The organism is Microlunatus aurantiacus, assembly GCF_039536605.1.
GTDB lineage: Bacteria > Actinomycetota > Actinomycetes > Propionibacteriales > Propionibacteriaceae > Microlunatus > Microlunatus aurantiacus.
This window is the reverse complement of the sequence record NZ_BAAAYX010000009.1, coordinates 276,460-295,196: the sequence shown is the minus strand read 5'-3', so window position 1 is coordinate 295,196 and position 18,737 is coordinate 276,460. Positions and strand designations below refer to the sequence as shown.

Here is an 18,737-nt window from a genome sequence, read left to right as displayed (position 1 = left end):
TCAACGGACGGCTCGAACACCTCCGCGGCTCAGCTCTCGGGTTCCGCAACCTCACCAACTACATCGCCAGATGCCTACTCGAAGCCGGCGGATTCAGATCTCGACTACACCCTCGATTCTGAAGAGCCATCAATGTCAGGGACACTCAGCACTGCGGATCTGGCTCTACTGGATCAAGACGGCTCGCTACGCTCGCCGACGCTACGGTCCGTGTCCTCGCTTGCAGTGCACTGCCCCTAGAACTCAAGGGTGTCCTGATCAGCGCTCGCGCCGCTAGTACGACGGTACTTCGTGTTCTTGCTTTGGGCGCTAACGGTCGGATCCGCCAGCGTGACTGCTCCATCGCGCCTGAGCCTCCTCAACCAGTTGCGCACCACCTGATCGCTCAGGCCAGTTTGCGCTGCAATGTCCGATCTGGACAGTTCTTTGTCATCTAGCGCGCGGAGGATTTCCATTCGCCGATCTGCTGGTGGACGCCGAGAAGCAGATGAGGCCGAGTCCTGAGTACTGGCAAGCGCAGCGACGCTTAGGTGATAACGGGCCCACCGCCGGTCACCTTCTTGAACGGCCAGTTCGCGTTCGACCAAATCCTGGAGTTCGGTCGTGGCCAACCGAGAATCGATTCCGGTTGCTGACCGATATGACCCGTTGTCGATTGACTGGCCCTCCCGCATCATCGCCAGTCCGATGCACTGACTGTCAGAGAGCTGCCCAGCAGTGAGCGATCGAATCCACTGCACGACCTCGTCGCTCAGCAGGGCATGATTTGGGATCGCAACGCTAAAACTCGATATGCGGTCTTCAAACGCAGGGAGGCTCATTCCAGCTGCCCGAAGTGAATTTATCATCTCGCGAATCCCAGAGCCGCGATTCTCGCAGACCGTCCCATTCGAGTTCGGAATCGGGACGTCTTCAAGAATTCTAAGCAGCCTTGCGTTCCTCGAAGAGGACACGCCGCCACTGACGATCGAGTCGAGCGTGACGGGCCCGAAGAGTCCGCCCGGGTTGCGCACCGTCAGGCGGTCGGGGTACATCTCGATCTGTACTTGGGTCCCACGAGATGCGACAGACAGATCTCTATGGACAAGTGCGTTGACGATTGATTCCCGCAGGGAGGTTTCTGGGTACTCCCATGCGTCACGTCTGCCGGCGCCAGTTACGGTCGAACGGCGTGCCATATTCCGGCGAATTGCAAGCAAAGCATCGCTGACAATCTGTGGTATCGAGCCTTCAAATGATGCGTTGTCAATGAACCGCTCGCCGGTTTGGCTAGAGCCTCCATCCACAGTGGGGTAATGGACGAAGGTTGCCATCAACTGGGGGAAGAATTCTTGAGGATAGATGCCAAGAGCTAGGAGCCCACCAAGGGTGCAGGCGTTGCCGTCAAGGCTAAGCACGCCGGTTTTCGCGAGAATCTCGCCGTCGGACATCCTGTCGAATACCCGTGTCCTCGTCGTCCGCAATCGAGACAGATAGGAAGCTACGAGCTGCTGGTCAAGGTGCTCAATATTCGTGGATGGGACCGGTTCTTCGTCATCGCGAGGCTGCCCTCGGTTTGCGATCATCATCTGAACTTCGTAGCTCGATAGACGTCGGTCACCATCGTGAACGCGAATGTAGCTGCCCTGTGTTATTCCGGCGCCCTTGTAAAAACAGGGCTTGAGTGATCGGTCGATCTCTGGAATCTCTGCTACAACTAAGTCCCTACCATCGATCTCATTGATGCGAATTAGTGGCCTAAGTTGCGGTTCCATCTCATCTGAGCACAGGTTGGCAAGCCGCGTTGCCATGGCGCTGGCGTCGTCTACGCCTACGATCTGGAACCCCTGCGCTTCGTCCAGGCCGAGTACGAGCGTGCCGCCCGTGGCATTCGAGAAAGCGGACAGAGTTGCTCGAACGCTCTTGTGCATCTCACGCGAAGCTCTCTTAGCCTCGACTTCCGCGATGTCTCCGCTAAGTCGTTGAAGCGAAGACACGAGATCCTTCAACTCACTGTCCGTGACCATGGTCACGATCATGTCAGCATCATGTTCATAACGCCAGCATCATGTTCATCATCATGATGCTGGCCGAGTGGTTGCCGCGATGCGAGTGGCTCGCCAGCAGACTGCTGTCGCTGGCGCTACGCGGCGTCAGCTGGGACCACGTGACCTCAGCAAGTGGGCCGCAGCTGACAGCAATGCTGAGACCTAACGAATGATGATCGACGGACCTCAACGCACAATCCGCTCGTAGCCCGCACAGATCCGGACCCGATGCCCTGGATCTAAGGATCAGCGAGTTGATCCGTTCCCTAAGACTGCGTGACCAACTGAGTGACAGACGTCTCGGATCTGCGTGGTTCGCGATGGATGCAGGTAGACCAATCTGAGCGCCATCCCCCTAGTCGTCGGCCAGTTTGTCCACCTGATAAGGCAGAGGTCCGTGGTTCAAGTCCACTCAGGCCCACCGCATGTCCACCCCGGTCGGTGACGAACCCCGCCGGAGGAGCCACCTCGGCGTGCTCCGAGGTAGCCCTTCCCGAACCGACCTTGGTCAGAGGTTGGTCTGGGCCTCCAGCGCATCGGGGTAGCGACCACCCTGGATGTCGATCTTCGACGACAGCTCGTCGAGCTGGGTGAGCTCGGTCTCGGTCAGGACGACGTCGGCCGCAGCGAGGTTCTCCTCGAGGCGGTGACTCTTCGTGGTCCCGGGGATCGGCACGATCCACGGCTGCTGGGCCAGCAACCAGGCGAGGGCGATCTGACCCGGAGTGGTCCCCTTGGCGCGCGCGATCTCCTTGACCTCGGCGACCAGGGCCAGGTTGTGCTCGAGCGCCTCGCCGGCGAAGCGGGGGATCTGGGCCCTTAGGTCGTTGGCGGCGAACGAGGTCGACGAGTCCACGGTGCCGGTCAGGAACCCCTTGCCCAGGGGGCTGAACGGGACGAAGCCGATGCCGAGCTCGGCGCAGACCGTAAGGATGTCGGTCTCGGGCCGCCGCCACCACAGGTTGTACTCGCTCTGGACGGCGGCGACCGGCTGGACGGCGTGGGCCCGCCGGATGGTGTCAGCCGCGGCTTCCGACATGCCGAAGTGCCGCACCTTGCCGGCGTCGACCAGGTCCTTGACCGCGCCGGCCATCTCCTCGATCGGGACGTCGGGGTTGACCCGGTGCTGGTAGTAGAGGTCGATCACCTCCAGCCCGAGCCGCTGCAGCGACCCTTCCACGGCGCCGGCGATCTCCGACGGCCCCAGCATCCGGTCACGCGGCTTGCGCTCGACGGGGTCGATGTCCTGGGCGAACTTGGTGGCGATCACCACCTGATCGCCGTACGGGGCCAGTGCGTCGCCGACCAGCTCCTCGTTCGCGTGGAACCCGTAGATCTCAGCGGTGTCGAAGAACGTGACGCCGAGATCGACGGCCTGGTGGAGCAGGCTGATCATCTCCTGCCGGTCCGGGGTCGTGCTGTAGCCGCCGGTCATGGTCATGCAGCCCAGTCCGATGGCCGAGACCTCCAGCCCGCTGGTGCCCAGTGGTCGCTTCTGCACGTTCTTCTCCTTCGTTCGGTGGGGGACTAGCTGGTGGGGATGCGGTGGTGAGGGATGTCGTCGGTCGGGTTCGGGTTCGCGGTCGTCGCGGCCGTCTCGGCGATCTCGGTGGCCCACCAGGAGGCCAGCAGGTCGAGCGCGTGCGCGGTGGGTGAACCCGGCTCGGCGGCGTAGATCGTGAGGGTGAGTCCGGGGTCGGTGATCATGTCGACGCTCTCGTAGGAGAGGTCGAGCTCACCGACCACGGGATGGTGGAACAGCTTGCTGCCGGCGCCGTGGAGACGGACGTCGTGACTGCTCCAGCGGCGCCGGAAGTCGCTGCTGCGGGTGGACAGCTCACCGACCAGGTCGTGCAAATCCTTGTCGTGCGGATCGCGTCCGGCCTCGGTGCGCAGGATGGCGACACACGTGTCGGCCGCGACCTCCCAGCGGGGGTAGAAGTCGCGGGCGTCCGGATCGAGGAAGGTGAAGCGGGCGAAGTTCGGCGGTGCGTCGGTGGCGCTGGCGTACACGGCGGTGTGCATGGCCCGGCCGCTGTGGTTGGTGGCCAGCAGATCCATCCGGCCGTTGCGGACGATGGCCGGGGCGGCGATCGTGTCCAACACCCAGGTCAGACTCGGCCGCGGCGTCCACCGCCTGCCGGTCCGTCGACGCTGCCGCATGCTGGCACCGGATCCGTCGGCGGCGCGGGCGAGATTGAACAGGTGCGCGCGCTCGGCGTCGTCGAGCTGCAGAGCGCGGGCGATGGCGTCGAGCACGGAGGCGGAGACACCACCGAGAGCGCCGCGCTCGACCTTCGCGTAGTACTCCACACTGACTCGCGCGAGGGCGGCGACCTCGCCGCGGCGCAGGCCCGGCACGCGGCGGGAGCCGATGTCGGGCATGCCGGCCTGCTGCGGGGTGATCTTCGCCCGTCGTGAGGTCAGGAACTCACGCACCTCGGCCCGGTTGTCCATGATCTCGACGGTACGGGGAAACGGCTGTCGGAGGGATCCCCTGTCAGTACCCCTCTGGGCAGGGACCCCCTCCGCTCCCCGGGCGACGTACTGGCAGTACACCCCTCGTCAGGGCGTTCCTCGCCGGCCGTCCTCTCCCTAGCGTTGCCCTCATGATCGGCACCCAGCACCTCCGCCACCTTCGCGCTCGGCGATGGATCCAGCCCCTCGGGCTCGCCGTCGTCCTCGCCTCTGTCGCTGCCTGCGCCGCCGGCCCGGGCGGCCCGGGCGGCCCGGGCGGCCGGCCGGCACCCGGCTCTGCTGCCGGCGATGACACCCGCCAGCCGTCGCCGGCGGTGTCGAGCGTGGGGTCACCGGACCCGTCGACCGGTGTCGCCACGCCCACGACGGCCCCGACCACCGCGACGGGCCCGACCACCGCGACGGGCCCGACCACCGCGACGGGCCCGGCGACCTCGACGCGTCCGGCGACGGGTGCCATCCCCATCCGGGTCACCGTCGGCGACCGGGTCTTCACCGCCGAGCTGTACGACAACCCGACCGCTCACGACCTCGCCGACCAGCTGCCGCTGACCGTGACCATGGACGATCTGCACCGGCTCGAGAAGACCGGGCCCCTGCCCCGGGCCCTGACCACCGAGGGCGTCCCCGCCGGGTCCGACCCGACGATCGACGAGATCGGTTACTACGCGCCCGGCCGCGACCTCGTCCTCTACTACGGCGACGTCGGCTACTTCAACGGCATCGTCCGGATCGGCCGCTTCGACGATCCCATCCAGTCCATCGCCACCGAGTCCGACGGTCTCCGCGTCACCGTGGAACGCGCCTGACATGCACCCGGACCGCCACCGCCCCACCTCTTCCGATCCGTCGCCGGACGGGCGGAGCACGGCCGACAGGCCCTTGCCCGACCGGCTCCCGCTGCCCTCGCTGCTGGTGTTCGCCCTGTTGGGGTTCCTGCTCATCTCCACCGAGACGATGCCCGCCGGCATCCTGCCCCAGATCGCCTCCGGGCTGCAGACGTCCGAGGGCCTGGTCGGCCAGCTCGTCAGCGCCTACGCCCTCGGCACGGTCGTCGTCACCATCCCGGCGATCGTGCTCACCCGCCGCTTCCGGCGCAAGCCGCTGTTCCTGATCGGGATCGCCGCTTTCCTGCTCGCGAACACCGCTGCCGCTCTGTCCCCGCACATCGCCTTGTCCCTGCTCGCCCGCTTCGTCGCCGGCGGCCTCTCGGGGATGTTGTGGGGGATGCTGGCCGGCTACACCGTCCGGATCACCCCGCCCGCCTCAGCCGGGCGGGCGCTGTCCCTCGTCGCCGCCGGAGCCCCGGTCGGTATCGCGTTCGGGACGCCCCTGGGGACCTGGCTCGGGGTGACGTTCGGCTGGCGCTGGTCGTTCGGCGGTCTCGCTGTCCTGACCGCCGTCGTGGCGGCGCTGGCCGTCCTCATCGTGCCCGACGCCCCCGGTCAGCAGACGTCCGCGCGGATGCCCCTGGGGCGGGTGATCCGCATCCCCGGAGTCGTGCCCGTCCTGCTGGTGATCTTCGCCTGGATGGTCGGGAACACCACCACCTACACCTACATCGCCCCGTTCCTCAACGCGGCCGGCTCCGGGGTCGCCATCGAGGTCCTGCTCGTCGTCTTCGGGCTCGCCTCGATCGCCGGCATCGTGGTCACGGCGGCGCTCGTCGACCGCCATCCGCGTGCCCTGCTCGTGGCCTCCCTGGCCGGCTTCAGCATCGCCGGCGTCGTCCTGGTCCTCGGCTCCCACTCGCCCACGGCGATCTACTGCGCGATCGCCCTCTGGGGACTGACGTTCGGCGGCGCGTCGCCGCAGCTGCAGCGCCCCCTGAGCGCGGTCAGCGGTGACGATGCCGACGTCGCCAACTCGTTCCTGCCCGTCGCCTTCAACCTGGCGATCTTCGTCGCCGGGATCTTCGGCGCCGTCGTGCTGACCACCGTGGGCGGCCTGCTCCTTCCCGTCACCATCACCGTCTTCGGCGTCCTCGGTCTCCTCGTCGTCCTGCGCTGCCGGAACGCCATCTACCCCGGCCGCGCCGACCCGACGACGTAGGTCCAGGTGCCGTCGCCCGGCAGGCCGCCCACGGCACGTCCACGGCGACCTGCCCGATGGGGCAGCGCGCACGTCCCGATCGGACGCGTCCACGACCTTGCCTCGCCGACGACGGGGCTGGGATGGTGGCAGGTGCGTCAGCCGGACGATCAGGGACGGGTGCACGGTCACGCACGACCAGAGGCGGGGTGAGCAGATGCCGACCGGACCTGCGTTGCGTGCCGGTGACACGGTGATCTGTCCGTTGATGGACGGGCCGAAGCCGCACGTCGGTGGTCCGATCACTCCCGGTGCGGCCGTGCCCACGGTGATGATCGGCGGCCTGCCCGCCGCCGTGGCGAACTCGGTGCCGGGTGGCATCGTCTGCGTCAGTCCCGCGCCGAACGGGATCGCGATGGGCAGCTTGACGGTCCTGATCGGGGGCTTCCCGGCCGCGCGGGTCGCGGACCTGTCGTTGCACGGGTCGCCCATCGTGCCGGGGCCGGGCTGCCCTACGGTCATCATCGGCGGTTGACGGGCCCGAGGGCCGAGTCGGACAGGAGTCGAGCATGGGTGCGGGGACCAAGGACGATCCCTGGGTGCTGTCGACAGCTCCGGGGACGTCGGCGTACGAGATGTACGTCGACCCGGCCGACGAGGACGTGCTGATCTGTCAGGTGGGAGCCACGCGGCTCAGCTACCGGCGGCGGGCGATCCAGGACCTGCACGACTGGCTCGGAGCCCAGGGCGAGTGGGTCGATCTCGGCGCCGCGGACGAGAAGAAGCCGGCCAAGGACGGTACGGTCGAGGCCTTCGGCCGCTCGGCGGAGAACCCGGTCGGCGGCTGGTACGGCCTCCGCAACGGCTACCGCGGCCGCTTCGGCATGTACCTGCCGCCGTTGCTGGAGCACCTCGGCCTGGTCGAGCTCACCCACGAGGCGCGCAACAACCGGGTTCGCGCCATCGGCTAGTGCCGGCCTGCCGCTGCCGCTGCCGCTGCCGCTGCCGCTGTCCCTGAACGTGACCGCAGGGCCGCGGAACGGTCTGTCGACCGTCCCACGACCCCGCGCTCAGGACTGCTGCGTCAGATCAGACCCTTCTGGGTCAGCCAGTCCTTGGCCGCCACGTTGGCCGACGCCTTCTCCTTGCCCTCGACCCGGTCGCGCAGGGCGATCAGGTCCTCGGTGGTGAGCTGGGCGGACACGGCGTTCAGGATCTCGCCGAGCTGATCGGTGTAGGCCGAGTCCGCGACCAGCGGCACGATGTTCTGCGACGAGATCATGTTCTTCGGGTCCTCGAGCACCACCAGGTCCTCGGCCACGAGGGCGGGGGAGGTGGTGTAGATGTCGGCCACCTGGACGGAGTCGTCCACCAACGCCTTGACCGTGTCCGGTCCGCCGAAGTCCTCGATCGGCACGAAGGTGACGTCACCCTCATTGGTGCCGACGTTGTAGACGCTCTTCAGACCGGGGATGCCGTAGCCGAGCTCACCGAACTGCGGGTTGGAGCCGAGCTTGAACGGAACGATCTTCGACAGGTCCCCGATCGAGGTGAGGCCGTTGTCGGTAGCGGTCTTCTTCTTGACCACGTACGCGTCCTTGTCCTCCGCCGCCGCCGACTTCAGCACCCGCAGCTTGTCCTTGGCCACCGCGTCGGTGAGGGCGGCGTCCACGTCGGCGGTGGTCCGCTGGGTGTACTCGGGATCGTAGTAGGCGAGCAGGTTCCCGTTGTACTCCGGGATCAGGTTGATCGAGCCGTCGCGGAGCGCCGGGATGGTCTGCTGACGCGGACCGATGTTGAACTTGGTCTGGACCTCGACACCCTTCGCGGTGAGGGCCTGGGCATAGATCTCGCCCAGGATCTCGCTCTCGGGGAAGGCGAAGGAGCCGACCACGATCGTGTTGCCGCCGCCGGAGGGGGCGGTCGAGGCGGGAGCGGTCGGGTCGCTCGATCCGCAGGCCGTCAGGGCGGCGAGCAGGGCGACGACGGTCGCGGTCGCCGTGATCCGGGCGAGTCGGAGTCGACCCCGCTTGTGGTTGGTGGTCATGGTGCTTCCCTTCGTGTCACGCGTTGGTGAGCGTGCTGGTGGTGGAGCGAGGAGGTCGTGGACGGCGTCGTTCCGCGTCGTCGGCCAGGCCCTTGGTGGCGGTGGCGCGTTGGAGGAGGGCGAACAGCCCGTCGAGGACGAGCGCCAGGGCGGTGACCAGGATCGCCCCGCCGAGGATGAGGTCGTAGTCGTTGAGCCCGATGCCGCTGGTGATGATGCGACCGAGACCACCCAGCCCCGCGTACGAGGCGATCGTCACGGTGGCCACCACCTGCAGCACCGCGGCGCGGACGCCGCCGATGATCAGCGGCAGGGCCAGCGGGATCTCCACCTGGGTGAGGATCTGCCACTCGGTCATCCCGTTGGCCCGGGCCGCGTCGATGGTCTGGCGGTCGACCGACTCCAGCCCGGAGTAGGCGCCGGCCAGCATCGACGGGATGGCCAGGATGACGAAGGCGATGGTGGCGCCGACGATCGGTGCGGTGTCGTAGGACATGACGTAGCCGAACACCATCAGCAGGAAGAACAGCACGCCCAGGGTCGGCAGCGCCCGCATCGACCCGGTGAAGGCGATCACCGACTGCCGCCCCTTGCCGGTGTGACCGATGTAGAAGCCGAGCGGCAGGGCGATCAGGGCCGCGATGACCACGGCGACCGCGGTGTAGACCAGGTGCTCCACGAGGCGGTCCTGGATGGGCAACGGGCTCTGGCTGCCGGGGACCCAGTTCGCCGGGTCGACGATCCAGGCCAGCGCACTCAGCAACAGGTTCATCGCGCACCGCCCGTGGCCGCTGCGTCCAGCGGGGACACCGCCACCTTCCCGGAGCGGCGTCGGAACGGCAGCAGACCGCCGGTGTCGTTCCAGGGCATCAGCAACCGGCCGAGGGCCACGATGATGAGGTCGAAGACCAGCGCCAGCAGCAGACTGATCACGATGCCCACCACGACCTCCTCGAGGATGCCGCGCTGCTTGCCGTTCTGGAACAGGTAGCCGAGGTTGGCGGAGCCGATGATCACCCCCACCGAGACGAGGGCGATGGTGCTGACCGAGACGACCCGGATGCCGGCCAGCAGCACCGGGCCCGCGAGCGGCAGCTCCACCCGCAGGAAACGGCCCCGGGGCGAGAAGCCGATCGCTGTCGACGCGTCCAGGGTGGTGGGTTGCACGGAGGCGAGGGCGTCGGAGGCGGACCGGGCCATGATCGCCACGCCGTAGATGGTCAGGGCGACGATCAGGTTGGTCTCGTCCAGCACCCGGGTGGGGATGATCAACGGCAGGATGACGAACAGCGGCAGCGAGGGGATCGTGTAGAGCAGGCTGCCGCCGGTGATCACGATCGAGCGCAGCACCCGGTTGTGGTTGGCCAACCACCCGAGCGGGATGGACAGCACGAAGCTGGCCACGATCGGGATGATCGACAACCGGACGTGGTTGAGGGTCAGCGTGCCGATCAGCTCGAGGTTGGCCAGTGTCCAGTTCACCTGAGTGCGTCCCCCGTGTCGGACGACGTCGCCGTGTCGGACGACGTCGCCGGGTCGGACGAGGTCGCCGGGTCGGACGAGGTCGCCGGGTCGGACGGGGCGGCCGCCTCGCCCTCGAGGATGCCCACCGGGCGTCCCTCGGCGTCGACCACCAGGGTCAGCCCCCCGTCGCCCCGACGCTGCTGGAGATAGAGGTCGCGTTGCCCCCGGTCGGCCCCGATGAAGCTGGCCACGAAGTCGTCGGCGGGGTCGGCGAGGATCTCGGCCGGGGTGCCGGCCTGGGCGATCTCCCCGCCCTTCTTCAGGATCAGCACCTGGTCGGCGAGGGTGAACGCCTCGTCGATGTCGTGGGTGACGAACACGATGGTCTTGCCGAGCTCGCGTTGCAGCCGGTTCAGCTCGTTCTGGAGGTCGGCCCGCACGATCGGGTCCACCGCACCGAACGGCTCGTCCATGAGCAGGATGTTCGGGTCGCTGGCCAGGGCCCGGGCCACGCCGACGCGCTGCTGCTGACCGCCGGAGAGCTGGCGGGGGTAGCGCTGGGCGAGGGCCCGGTCCAGACCCACCTTGTCCAGCAGCTCCATCGCCGCTGCCCGCGCCTCCGCCTTGCCCACGCCGTTGAGGATCGGGACGGTGGCCACGTTGTCGACGACAGTGCGGTGCGGCAACAGGCCGGCTGCCTGGAGCACGTAGCCGATGCTGCGGCGCAGCTGCACCTTGTCCTGACCGGCCACGTCCACGTCGTCGATCAGCACCTGCCCCGACGAGGGTTCGACCATCCGGTTGATCATCCGCAGCAGCGTGGTCTTGCCGCAACCAGACGACCCGACCAGCACGGTGGTCTGGTGGGACGGGAGGACGAAGCTGAAGTCGTCGACGGCTGTGGTGCCGTCGGGGAACGTCTTGCTGACGCCGCGGAACTCGATCATGGACGACGGCTCATTCCGTAAGAGTCAGGCAGTGACAGGGGCGAACAGGGACGGGTGCACAGGTAGAACGGGAACGAGCCTAACCCGTGGCTCAGGAGTTCTTCAGGCCGCAGCCGGGCCCTGGATGCTCCCCGGCGGGAAGAAGGGCGTCCTCCGGGGCCTCCCTCGGGTCCCTTGCCCGGTCCGGCAGACCTGCCCGTCACCGGCCGAGACGGTCGATCCGGCTCTGCAGCAGGTGCTGCTCGACAGGGTTGTCGGTGAGCTCCAGGGCCCGCCGGTTCGCGCTCCGCGCCGCCTCGTGGTCGCCGAGCTGATCGAGCAGCTGGGCCCGGGTGGCGTGCAGCAGGTGGTAGCCGGCCAGCCGGTCGGCGAGGGCGTCCAGCTCGTCCAGAGCGGGCGCGGGACCGCGGACCTGGGCCAGGGCGATGGCGTGGTTCAGCCGGACCACCGGCGACGGGTCATGGGTGAGCAGCAGGTCGTACAGGGTGAGGATCTGCAGCCAGTCGGTGTCCTCCCACCGCGCCGCGTCGGCGTGGCACGCGGCGATCGCCGCTTCCAGCTGGAACCGGCCGGGACGTCGGAACGCGGCGGACCTCTGCAGGTGGTCCTCCGCCCGGGCCAGGGCGACCCGGTCCCACCGCTGTCGGTCCTGCTCGGCCAGCAGCACCAGGCCGCCGCCGTCGTCCCAGCGCGTACGGGCCCGGGCGGACAGGCCGGTCACCAGGGCCAGCAGCCCCCACGCCTCCGGCTCCTCGGGCAGGGACCGGGCGACCAGCTCGGCCAGCCAGACGGCGTCGTCGGCCAGACCGGGGTCCTCGGGCGACAGGTAGCCGGCGTTGTAGGTCAGGTAGATCGCCGTCAGCACCGCATCCAACCGGCCGGCGCGCTCCGACCCGGTGGGGACGGCGAACTCGATCCCGACGGCGGCGATCTTGCGCTTGGCCCGCACCAGCCGTTGCGCCAGCGTGGCCTCGGGCACCAGGAACGCCCGGGCGATCTGCGCGGTGGTCAGACCGACGACGGCCCGCAGCATCAGCGCCAGCTGCGCCTCCACCGCCAGCGCCGGGTGGCAGCAGCCGAACAGCATCGGGATCCGCTCGTCAGCGCCGTCCGCCGAGGCGCCGTTCTCGGTGAGCCGGCCGGCCGGGTCGGCGTCGGACTCCGCCAGCAGGGCCGCCCGGCTGTCGGCGAAGGAGAGACTGGCGACGGCCTTCTCCTCGCGCACCGACCGCCGGAGCCGGTCGACCGCCCGACGCCGGGCGGTCAGCGCGAGCCAGGCCCCGGGGTTGGCAGGGATCCCGTCGCGGCGCCAGCTGCTCAGAGCGGCGGTCACCGCCTCCTGCACGGCCTCTTCGGCGACGTCGAAGTCACCGATCCGCCGGTACAGGGCGGCGACGATCAGACCGGACTCGTCCCGGACGACCTGCGCCAGCGTCGCGTCCGGGACGGGTTCCTCGCTCACGGGTCGGCGACTGCTCAGCTCTCGAGGTGGCTGTAGTCGACGACCATCGGGCGGATCTCCACCGAGTTGCCCGGCAGCTCCAGCATCGGCCAGGTCCTCACCAGCGCGATCGCCGCGTCGATGTCGGGCACGTCGATGATGCTGAATCCCCCGATGTTCTCCTTGGCCTCGGTGAAGGGCCCGTCGACGACGACCCGGTGGCCGCTCTCCCCGTGGTGGACGGTGGTGGCCGTCTCCGGGCCGAGCAGCTCCGCCCCGCCGTCGACGAAGGCGGCCTCGTTCTGGCCGAACCAGGCGTAGACCGCGCGGTAGACCTCCTCGTGGCGCTCGGGCGGCACGGCCGCGTCGAGGTCGGGGCGGTTGGTGTACATCAGCACGTACTTCACGGTGGTGGCTCCTCGCCTCTGGGGTGATTCTGTCACCGCTCCTACGCGCGGGAGGAGCGGAAATCGACATCGTCGTACGAGGAGATCGGAAATCGGGCTCCGACTGCACCGGGGTGCCGGCGTCCCCGGCTCGGTCAGGTGGGGAAGGGTGCCGATCCGGGTACGCTCACCGGCCATGGCCAAGCGCAAGAGCTCCCCCCGTCACGGACACAGCGGCGACCCGCGCAAGCGCGCCGAGGAGCAGGCCCGCGCCCAGGCGGAGGCGGCCCCGGCCCTGGAGGAGGAGGTCGCCAGCGCGCTCGAGTCCGGCCACCCGATCGACATCGTCATGCTGGCCAGTGCGCTGATCGCGGGCCTCGACGCCGACCCGCAGGGGCCGACGGAGGAGCTGCCGTCCCCGGACGGGTTCGTCCGGATGTTCCTGGAGTCACGGGACGCGAGGCTGCACGCCCTGGCCTGGACGGTCTCCCGGTTGCTGCCCGACACCGGGCTCCGGGGTGAGGTGGACGGCGTCATCGCCCCCGGGACGGTGCCGGACTGGCTGGTGCCGCTGGACTCGCCGGAGATCGTGGAGGCCTGGCAGACCACCGACCCGCTCCGTGACTCCACCGACGTGGTCGTGGCCGTACGGGTGGGTGACGCCGACCTGTCGGTGATCGCGTTGATCGACTTCAACGCCGACGGCGCCGTGAAGGACGGCTTCGTCGTGCCGGCCCCCCTCGCCGCCGTGCAGGAGGCGCTGAGTGCCAGCGGGGAGACCGGGATGGAGGCGTGGGCCCTGGAACCGGCCGACGCCGCGGCCTGGTTGACCGAGGGGATGCGGATCGGGCGCGCGACCGAGCCGCCGTTCGAGTCGGACAGCTGGCCGCAGGCCCGGCCGCTGCTCGAGTGGGTCAGCCGGCTCTGCCCGGCCGGCGGCAGCGCCTGGTCACGGCCGGTGTGGCGGCGCGAGGACGTCGAGGCGCTGGTGGCCGAGTTCGCCGCCTCACCGACCGGTGTCGGCGTCGCGGACGCTCGGGACGTGCTCGTCGACGCCCTGTCCACCCTCGCCGAGGAGACGGCCGGCGACCCGCAGCTGCTCAGCGCGGTCCGGCTGGAGATCGGCCTGGGCTACCTGTGGTCGACCAGGCTGCACCACGACCTCGACCAGCTGCTCGGACTGCCCGGGCTGCTCGGTCCGTACGTGCGCTGGGCGCACGCGCGGCGGGGGGTGCCCGCCGACGACACCGACGAGGCGCTGGCCGCGATCGCGCACCACCGGGCCGCGTACGTCCGGGATGTGGCCGAGATCAACGCCGACGACGGCGACGGGTAGGTCAGGCGTGCCCGACCGCTGGGCCCTCGTCGCCGGTGGGGCCGGTGTCGCCCGAGACCGCGTCCTCGAGGTCGTCCTCGCTGATCGTGACGCCGGCCACGGGGTTGCCGCTGGCGGCGCCGCCGTCCTCAGTCTCGGGGAGCTCGCCGGCGGCCGGGGCCTCCCGGGGCGGTGCGCCACCGTCGCTGGCCCGGGCCACCCGGCTGGTGGTCTGGGCGTCGGCAGCGCGGGACTCCGGGTTGTTCCGGACGCCGATCGGCTCGGGGGGCTGGACGTCGTCGGTGCGGTCGTCGGCCTGCGGGGTGTCAGTCACCCGGTGACCCTACGCGGGGCCACCTCATCGACACGGCGTCAGCCGGACTGCTGGACACGGCGTCGGCTGGACTCCTGGACACCGCGTCAGCTGGGCTGGCCGACACGTCAGCTGGACCGTCCCGCCCGCAGACGGCCGGCCGACCGACCGACCGGGTCGCCGGCGGCGGCGGAGTGCCCCGCGTGACGAAGGAGCACGCGGGTCCCGAGCAGACCGACGACGGCCGCTACGTGGTGATCGACGGACGACGCAGGAGCGCGACCGACCCCGACATCCCCGAGGCCGAGGCAGCGGAGCTGCGCCGGGCGCTGATGGCCGCCCGTCGCGCGGTGGGGGCGGCCCTCAGGGCCGGGGACGCCGAGGCCGAACGGGCAGCCCGCGCGCGGGTGCAGGCCGCCAAGGTGGCCCTGGGGGAGCGAGGCACCCCGTGGTGGGAGCAGTCCGACGCCGAACGACGTCGACGGTGGCAGGGCTTCCTCGCCGACCTCAGATCTTCAGCAGGTTGAGCACGGCCTTCTCCACCCGACCATGGGTGCGGCCGTCGGAGAGGTCGTCGTCCAACGTGGCCAGCCGGGGCGAGATGGTCACCCCGTCGGAGAACAGGTCGATCACCCGCGGGTCCACGTAGGAGGCGCGAGCCACCGTCGGGGTGTTGCCCAGGTAGGACGACACCTGCTTCATGGCCGCGCTGACCGCCCGCTTGCGCTTGGACGGGGTGGTGGCGTCGGCATTGGCCCCGGCCAGCGCCACCGCGGCGATCACGGTGCCGTGCCAGGTGCGGAAGTCCTTGGCCGACACCTCGCCGCCGACCTGCTCCTTGATGTAGGCGTTGATGTCGCTGGAGGTGACGTCCTTCCACTGCCGCCCGTCCTTGTAGGCCAGCAGCTCCGGCCCGCCGCCGCGTCGCCGGAGCAGGTCGGCCACGGAGCGGCGGACCAGGTCGTCGGCCAGCGCCACGTACCGCTCCTGCCCGGACTTGGCGATGAAGTCGAACACCACGGTCCCGTTCTCCAGCGTCACGTGCTCCTTGCGGATCGTGGCCAGACCGTACGAGTGGTGGCTCTCGGCGTAGGCCTCGCCGCCGATCCGGAAGAACCCGAGATCCAGCAGCCGGAACGCGGTGGCCAGCGCGCGCTCGTACGACATCCCCTCCTGCTGCAGGTGGACGGCGACCCGGCGGCGGGCGCGGGGGAGCCGGCTGGCCACCTGGAGCACCCGATCGTGCTTGGACTCGTCCCGCTTGCGGCGCCACTCGGGGTGGTAGAGGTACTGCCGCCGGCCGGCGTCGTCGGTGCCGACGGCCTGCAGGTGCCCGTTGGGGTGCTGGCAGATCCACACCTCCTCCCAGGCCGGCGGGATGACCAGCTGCAGGCAGCGCTCGCGCTCGTCCGGGCCCAGCCGGACGCCGAGGTGGTCGAGATAGGAGAAGCCACGTCCGACCCGTCGCCGGGTCCAGCCCGGATCGGACGGGGAGACGGTCCGCAGACGCACCATGAGCCAGTTCTACCCTCTGTTGACGCTGTAAACCGACAGATTGCCGTCGGCTCTTGCCCGGGGCGGTCCGGCAGGCGCATGCTCGGACCCACGACCCGCGCTCGAGGGGGAACCCATGGTGGACACGGACCGACGGCCCACGGCGACCAGCTGGCGCGCGCTGCTGCTGCGGGTGCGGGAGGCGCTCACCCCGGAGGCGTACGAACGGGCGCCCGACTACGGCCCCGATGCGCCCGACTCGGATCGGGAGGCGTGGCTGCGTCAGCTGGGTCGGGTCCGGGACCTGCTGGAGGAGACCCGTGCGGTGGTCGCGGCCGGCGGCTGGTGCGGCGGCGGGGCGTGGTTCACCGTCCGGGAGCCGAACGGGACGGTCCGGGCGGCGAGTCTGGCCGAGTCGTTCGCGCTCCGGTCCCCGCGCGCCCAGGTGGCCGGCGGCTGCCTGGTGGGGATCATGATCCGGCTGGCCGACGACCCCGACCGGGTGCCGACCACCGCCGACGTGTGGCGGGCGACCGACGAGCTGCGCGAGGCGATGCACGAACGGCTGGGCCACGACTCCTACCCGCCGGGTCGGGCCTACCCGATGACGCAGCGGCGGGCCCGACTGCGCAGTCTGACCGCCTGGAACGACGCGCCCGAGCGGACCCAGGCCGACGTCCTCGACCTGGTCGATCGGGCCATCTCCCGCACCATCGTCGGTGCCGTCCGCGAACGCAGCGCCTCCTGAGCCCGTCGGCGAGGGTCGGCTCGCCGGCGGGCGGACGCGACCTCTGGCTGTCCCGCCGACACCCGGGTGCTTAGGGTGTCGTCCATGGCACTCGGCGGGCTCCGGATCGAGCCGGTCACCCCGGGCCACCTTCCCGCCCTGGACGAGCTGTTCACCCGGGGCGACCCGAGGAACTGCCAGTGCGCCTTCCTGCGGATGAGCTCGGCGGCGTTCGACGCCGCCGATGCCGGCTCCCGCCGTGACGTGCACGTCGAAGCCATCCGGTCGGCTCACCGCTCGGGGGCCAAGGCCGGGCAGATCGCCCTGGACGATCACGGTCCGGTGGGGTGGGTGAGCATCGGTCCCCGCACCGACTTCCCGCGGCTGGACCACACCCGGCTGCTGACCGCGACCGGGTCACAGCTGCCGGCGGTCGACGGTCCGCTGTGGTCCGTCGTCTGCTTCGTGATCGCCACCCGGGCGCGTCGCCGTGGCGTGGCCACGGCGCTGCTCGCCGCGGTCGTGGACTGGGCGTCGGGCCACGAGATCGCGGCCCTCGAGGGCTACCCGGTCGACACGGAGGGGCAGAAGCGACCGGGTACGGCGCACGGCACGGCACGGTGCGGTTGTTCGAGGGGGCCGGCTTCTCGGTGGTCGCCCGCCACCGGGACTCGCCGACGGCCTTCGGTCGGGCCGTGGTCCGCCGGCCGCTCGCCTGACGCGATACCGGTGCGGCCTCCCGCTGCACAGCGCCCCGGTGTGCAGCATCCCCGTGGGCACCGCCCGCTGACAGCCTCGCTCAGCGGCGCCCGTACGGGATCGCGGGCGGCGGCGCGGTCGACTCCGCGGGCACCAGGGTCGAGGGCAGCAGGACCGGATCCGGAACGGTGCCCTTGGTCATCCGCTGCACCAGCTGGTGGACGGCCAGCTCGCCCAGCGCGGTGCCCGGCGAGCGCATGATGGTCAACGAGGGCTGGGTGTAGGTGGCCATCTCGTCCGAGGTCAGCATCGACATGATGGAGACGTCCTCGGGCACCCGGACGCCGCGGTGGATCACCCCGGTCAGCAGACCGATGGCGGCGAACTCGTTCAGCACCAGGACGGCCGTGGTGTCGGGGCACTCGGTGAACAGGCGGTGGGCGAGGTCCCGGCCGGCGGTCGTGTCCTGGCCGGACTCGATGATCACCGGTGCGACCCCGAGGCGCGCGGTCACGTCCCGGAAGGCGCGCTCGGTGCGCACGTACGGGCCGTAGTTGTAGTAGCTCTCCCGGTCCTGGGTGCCGGTGACGAACACGATGTGGCGGTGCCCGAGGTCGTGCAGGTGCTGGACGGCCCCGCTGGTGGACTGCTCGAAGTCGATGTCCACGTGCAGGCTGTCCGAGGGGTCCGCGGTCCGGCCGATCAGCGCGTACGGCGTCGCCGTGGCCTTGAGCGCCGCCACCCGCGGGTCGTCGAGCTGGACCTCCATCAAGATCACCCCGTCGACCAGCTGCTGCCCGACCAGCTCGGTCAGCTCCCGGCCGTCGTTGGCTCCCGGCCACATCATCAGGTGGTAGCCGTACGTGCTGGCCGTGCGGGCCGCGGCGATCATGAACTCCATCCCGGAGCCGCCCAGCCGGTGGTCCAGCATCGGGTAGGCCAGCGCCAGGATCCGCGTCCGGCGGCTGGCCAGCGCACGGGCCACCGCGTTCGGCCGGTAGCCGAGCGCCTTCATCGAGGCCTCGATCCGGCTCCGGGTCGCCGCTGTGACCGGCTTGGTGTTGTTCACCACGAAGGAGACCGTGGCGATCGAGACGCCGGCGTGATCGGCGACGTCGCGCATCGTGGGCATGGTCCGTCCTCTCGACAGACCGGTCTCTCGACCGTTCCGGGTGAATTCTGGCCGTCGATCGGCCGGTGTCGGCAACAGGGGCCTTGACAGTTCCTGCACGGAGGCTACAGACTCCTGCACCAAGCGGTAGTTAATCGCTTTACCGCCTCCTCCACAAGTCTTCGTCGTCCCTCGTCAGGCAGCGGTTAACCGCTTTGATTCGGACCGGGTCGACCCATCCCAGCAAAGGAGCTGAT

19 protein-coding genes and 1 pseudogene are annotated in these 18,737 nt (G+C 69.7%); 8 read left to right on the top strand and 12 right to left on the bottom strand.

Going from position 1 to position 18,737, the window contains the following annotated elements; all coding sequences use genetic code 11:
• Positions 1-236: 236 nt before the first annotated feature.
• The 3 genes from ABD714_RS12935 to ABD714_RS12925 all read right to left on the bottom strand — a co-directional run bounded on the left by ABD714_RS12935 (position 237) and on the right by ABD714_RS12925 (position 4,484).
• Positions 237-2,018 (bottom strand): ATP-binding protein, encoded by a 1,782-nt coding sequence (locus ABD714_RS12935; protein WP_344812768.1) that lies wholly within the window; start codon positions 2,016-2,018, stop codon positions 237-239.
• A gap of 517 nt (positions 2,019-2,535) precedes the next feature.
• On the bottom strand, positions 2,536-3,528 hold the full coding sequence (locus ABD714_RS12930; protein ID WP_344812767.1) for an aldo/keto reductase: 993 nt from the start codon (positions 3,526-3,528) through the stop codon (positions 2,536-2,538).
• Between the two features lie 26 nt (positions 3,529-3,554).
• On the bottom strand, positions 3,555-4,484 hold the full coding sequence (locus tag ABD714_RS12925) for a helix-turn-helix transcriptional regulator (protein WP_344812766.1): 930 nt from the start codon (positions 4,482-4,484) through the stop codon (positions 3,555-3,557).
• 152 nt (positions 4,485-4,636) lie between these two features.
• On the opposite strand from ABD714_RS12925, the gene ABD714_RS12920 reads away from it, so the two are divergent.
• The 4 genes from ABD714_RS12920 (at position 4,637) to ABD714_RS12905 (ending at position 7,507) form a co-directional block, all read left to right on the top strand.
• Positions 4,637-5,314: a cyclophilin-like fold protein gene (locus ABD714_RS12920; RefSeq protein WP_344812765.1), complete on the top strand. Its 678-nt coding sequence runs from the start codon at positions 4,637-4,639 to the stop codon at positions 5,312-5,314.
• Between the two features lie 73 nt (positions 5,315-5,387).
• Positions 5,388-6,557, top strand: a complete 1,170-nt coding sequence (locus tag ABD714_RS12915) for an MFS transporter (protein WP_344812764.1) — start codon at positions 5,388-5,390, stop codon at positions 6,555-6,557.
• 196 nt (positions 6,558-6,753) lie between these two features.
• Positions 6,754-7,071 (top strand): PAAR domain-containing protein, encoded by a 318-nt coding sequence (locus ABD714_RS12910; RefSeq protein ID WP_344812763.1) that lies wholly within the window; start codon positions 6,754-6,756, stop codon positions 7,069-7,071.
• 34 nt (positions 7,072-7,105) lie between these two features.
• Entirely contained in the window at positions 7,106-7,507 is a 402-nt protein-coding gene (locus ABD714_RS12905; protein WP_344812762.1) for a DUF6855 family protein, read from the top strand.
• 113 nt (positions 7,508-7,620) lie between these two features.
• Here ABD714_RS12905 and ABD714_RS12900 read toward each other — a convergent pair whose 3' ends face one another.
• The 6 genes from ABD714_RS12900 to ABD714_RS12875 all read right to left on the bottom strand — a co-directional run bounded on the left by ABD714_RS12900 (position 7,621) and on the right by ABD714_RS12875 (position 12,842).
• On the bottom strand, positions 7,621-8,583 hold the full coding sequence (locus ABD714_RS12900) for an ABC transporter substrate-binding protein (protein ID WP_344812761.1): 963 nt from the start codon (positions 8,581-8,583) through the stop codon (positions 7,621-7,623).
• A 16-nt stretch (positions 8,584-8,599) separates the two neighbouring features.
• Positions 8,600-9,355 carry an ABC transporter permease gene (locus tag ABD714_RS12895; protein ID WP_344812760.1) on the bottom strand — a complete coding sequence of 252 codons (756 nt, stop codon included), beginning with the start codon at positions 9,353-9,355 and terminating at the stop codon, positions 8,600-8,602.
• Positions 9,352-10,065: an ABC transporter permease gene (locus ABD714_RS12890; protein WP_344812759.1), complete on the bottom strand. Its 714-nt coding sequence runs from the start codon at positions 10,063-10,065 to the stop codon at positions 9,352-9,354. The genes ABD714_RS12895 and ABD714_RS12890 overlap by 4 nt, the downstream gene beginning before the upstream one ends.
• Positions 10,062-10,994, bottom strand: coding sequence for an ABC transporter ATP-binding protein (locus ABD714_RS12885; protein ID WP_344812758.1), 933 nt, complete (start codon positions 10,992-10,994; stop codon positions 10,062-10,064). The genes ABD714_RS12890 and ABD714_RS12885 overlap by 4 nt, the downstream gene beginning before the upstream one ends.
• A 199-nt stretch (positions 10,995-11,193) precedes the next feature.
• On the bottom strand, positions 11,194-12,456 hold the full coding sequence (locus ABD714_RS12880) for an RNA polymerase sigma factor (protein ID WP_344812757.1): 1,263 nt from the start codon (positions 12,454-12,456) through the stop codon (positions 11,194-11,196).
• Positions 12,457-12,470: 14 nt separating this feature from the next.
• The gene (locus ABD714_RS12875) at positions 12,471-12,842 is read right to left on the bottom strand and encodes a YciI family protein (RefSeq protein WP_344812756.1); all 372 of its coding nucleotides are present in this window, start codon (positions 12,840-12,842) and stop codon (positions 12,471-12,473) included.
• Positions 12,843-13,017: 175 nt separating this feature from the next.
• Between ABD714_RS12875 and ABD714_RS12870 the strand changes: the two genes are divergently transcribed.
• Complete coding sequence (locus ABD714_RS12870) at positions 13,018-14,157, top strand: hypothetical protein (protein WP_344812755.1); 1,140 nt, start codon at positions 13,018-13,020, stop codon at positions 14,155-14,157.
• Position 14,158: 1 nt separating this feature from the next.
• Here ABD714_RS12870 and ABD714_RS12865 read toward each other — a convergent pair whose 3' ends face one another.
• The gene (locus ABD714_RS12865) at positions 14,159-14,470 is read right to left on the bottom strand and encodes a hypothetical protein (protein ID WP_344812754.1); all 312 of its coding nucleotides are present in this window, start codon (positions 14,468-14,470) and stop codon (positions 14,159-14,161) included.
• Between the two features lie 182 nt (positions 14,471-14,652).
• Between ABD714_RS12865 and ABD714_RS12860 the strand changes: the two genes are divergently transcribed.
• Positions 14,653-14,976: a hypothetical protein gene (locus tag ABD714_RS12860; RefSeq protein ID WP_344812753.1), complete on the top strand. Its 324-nt coding sequence runs from the start codon at positions 14,653-14,655 to the stop codon at positions 14,974-14,976.
• Here ABD714_RS12860 and ABD714_RS12855 read toward each other — a convergent pair.
• Entirely contained in the window at positions 14,957-15,964 is a 1,008-nt protein-coding gene (locus ABD714_RS12855; RefSeq protein ID WP_344812752.1) for a DNA topoisomerase IB, read from the bottom strand. The two genes, ABD714_RS12860 and ABD714_RS12855, sit on opposite strands and share 20 nt — an antisense overlap.
• Before the next feature lie 115 nt (positions 15,965-16,079).
• On the opposite strand from ABD714_RS12855, the gene ABD714_RS12850 reads away from it, so the two are divergent.
• Both ABD714_RS12850 and ABD714_RS23080 read left to right on the top strand, forming a co-directional pair.
• Entirely contained in the window at positions 16,080-16,691 is a 612-nt protein-coding gene (locus ABD714_RS12850; protein WP_344812751.1) for a DUF6197 family protein, read from the top strand.
• A gap of 84 nt (positions 16,692-16,775) precedes the next feature.
• Positions 16,776-17,207 (top strand): annotated as a pseudogene (locus ABD714_RS23080) (GNAT family N-acetyltransferase); the annotation flags it as partial.
• Between the two features lie 262 nt (positions 17,208-17,469).
• On the opposite strand, the gene ABD714_RS12845 reads toward ABD714_RS23080, so the two are convergent.
• Positions 17,470-18,501, bottom strand: a complete 1,032-nt coding sequence (locus ABD714_RS12845) for a LacI family DNA-binding transcriptional regulator (RefSeq protein ID WP_344812750.1) — start codon at positions 18,499-18,501, stop codon at positions 17,470-17,472.
• Between the last annotated feature and the right edge of the window lie 236 nt (positions 18,502-18,737).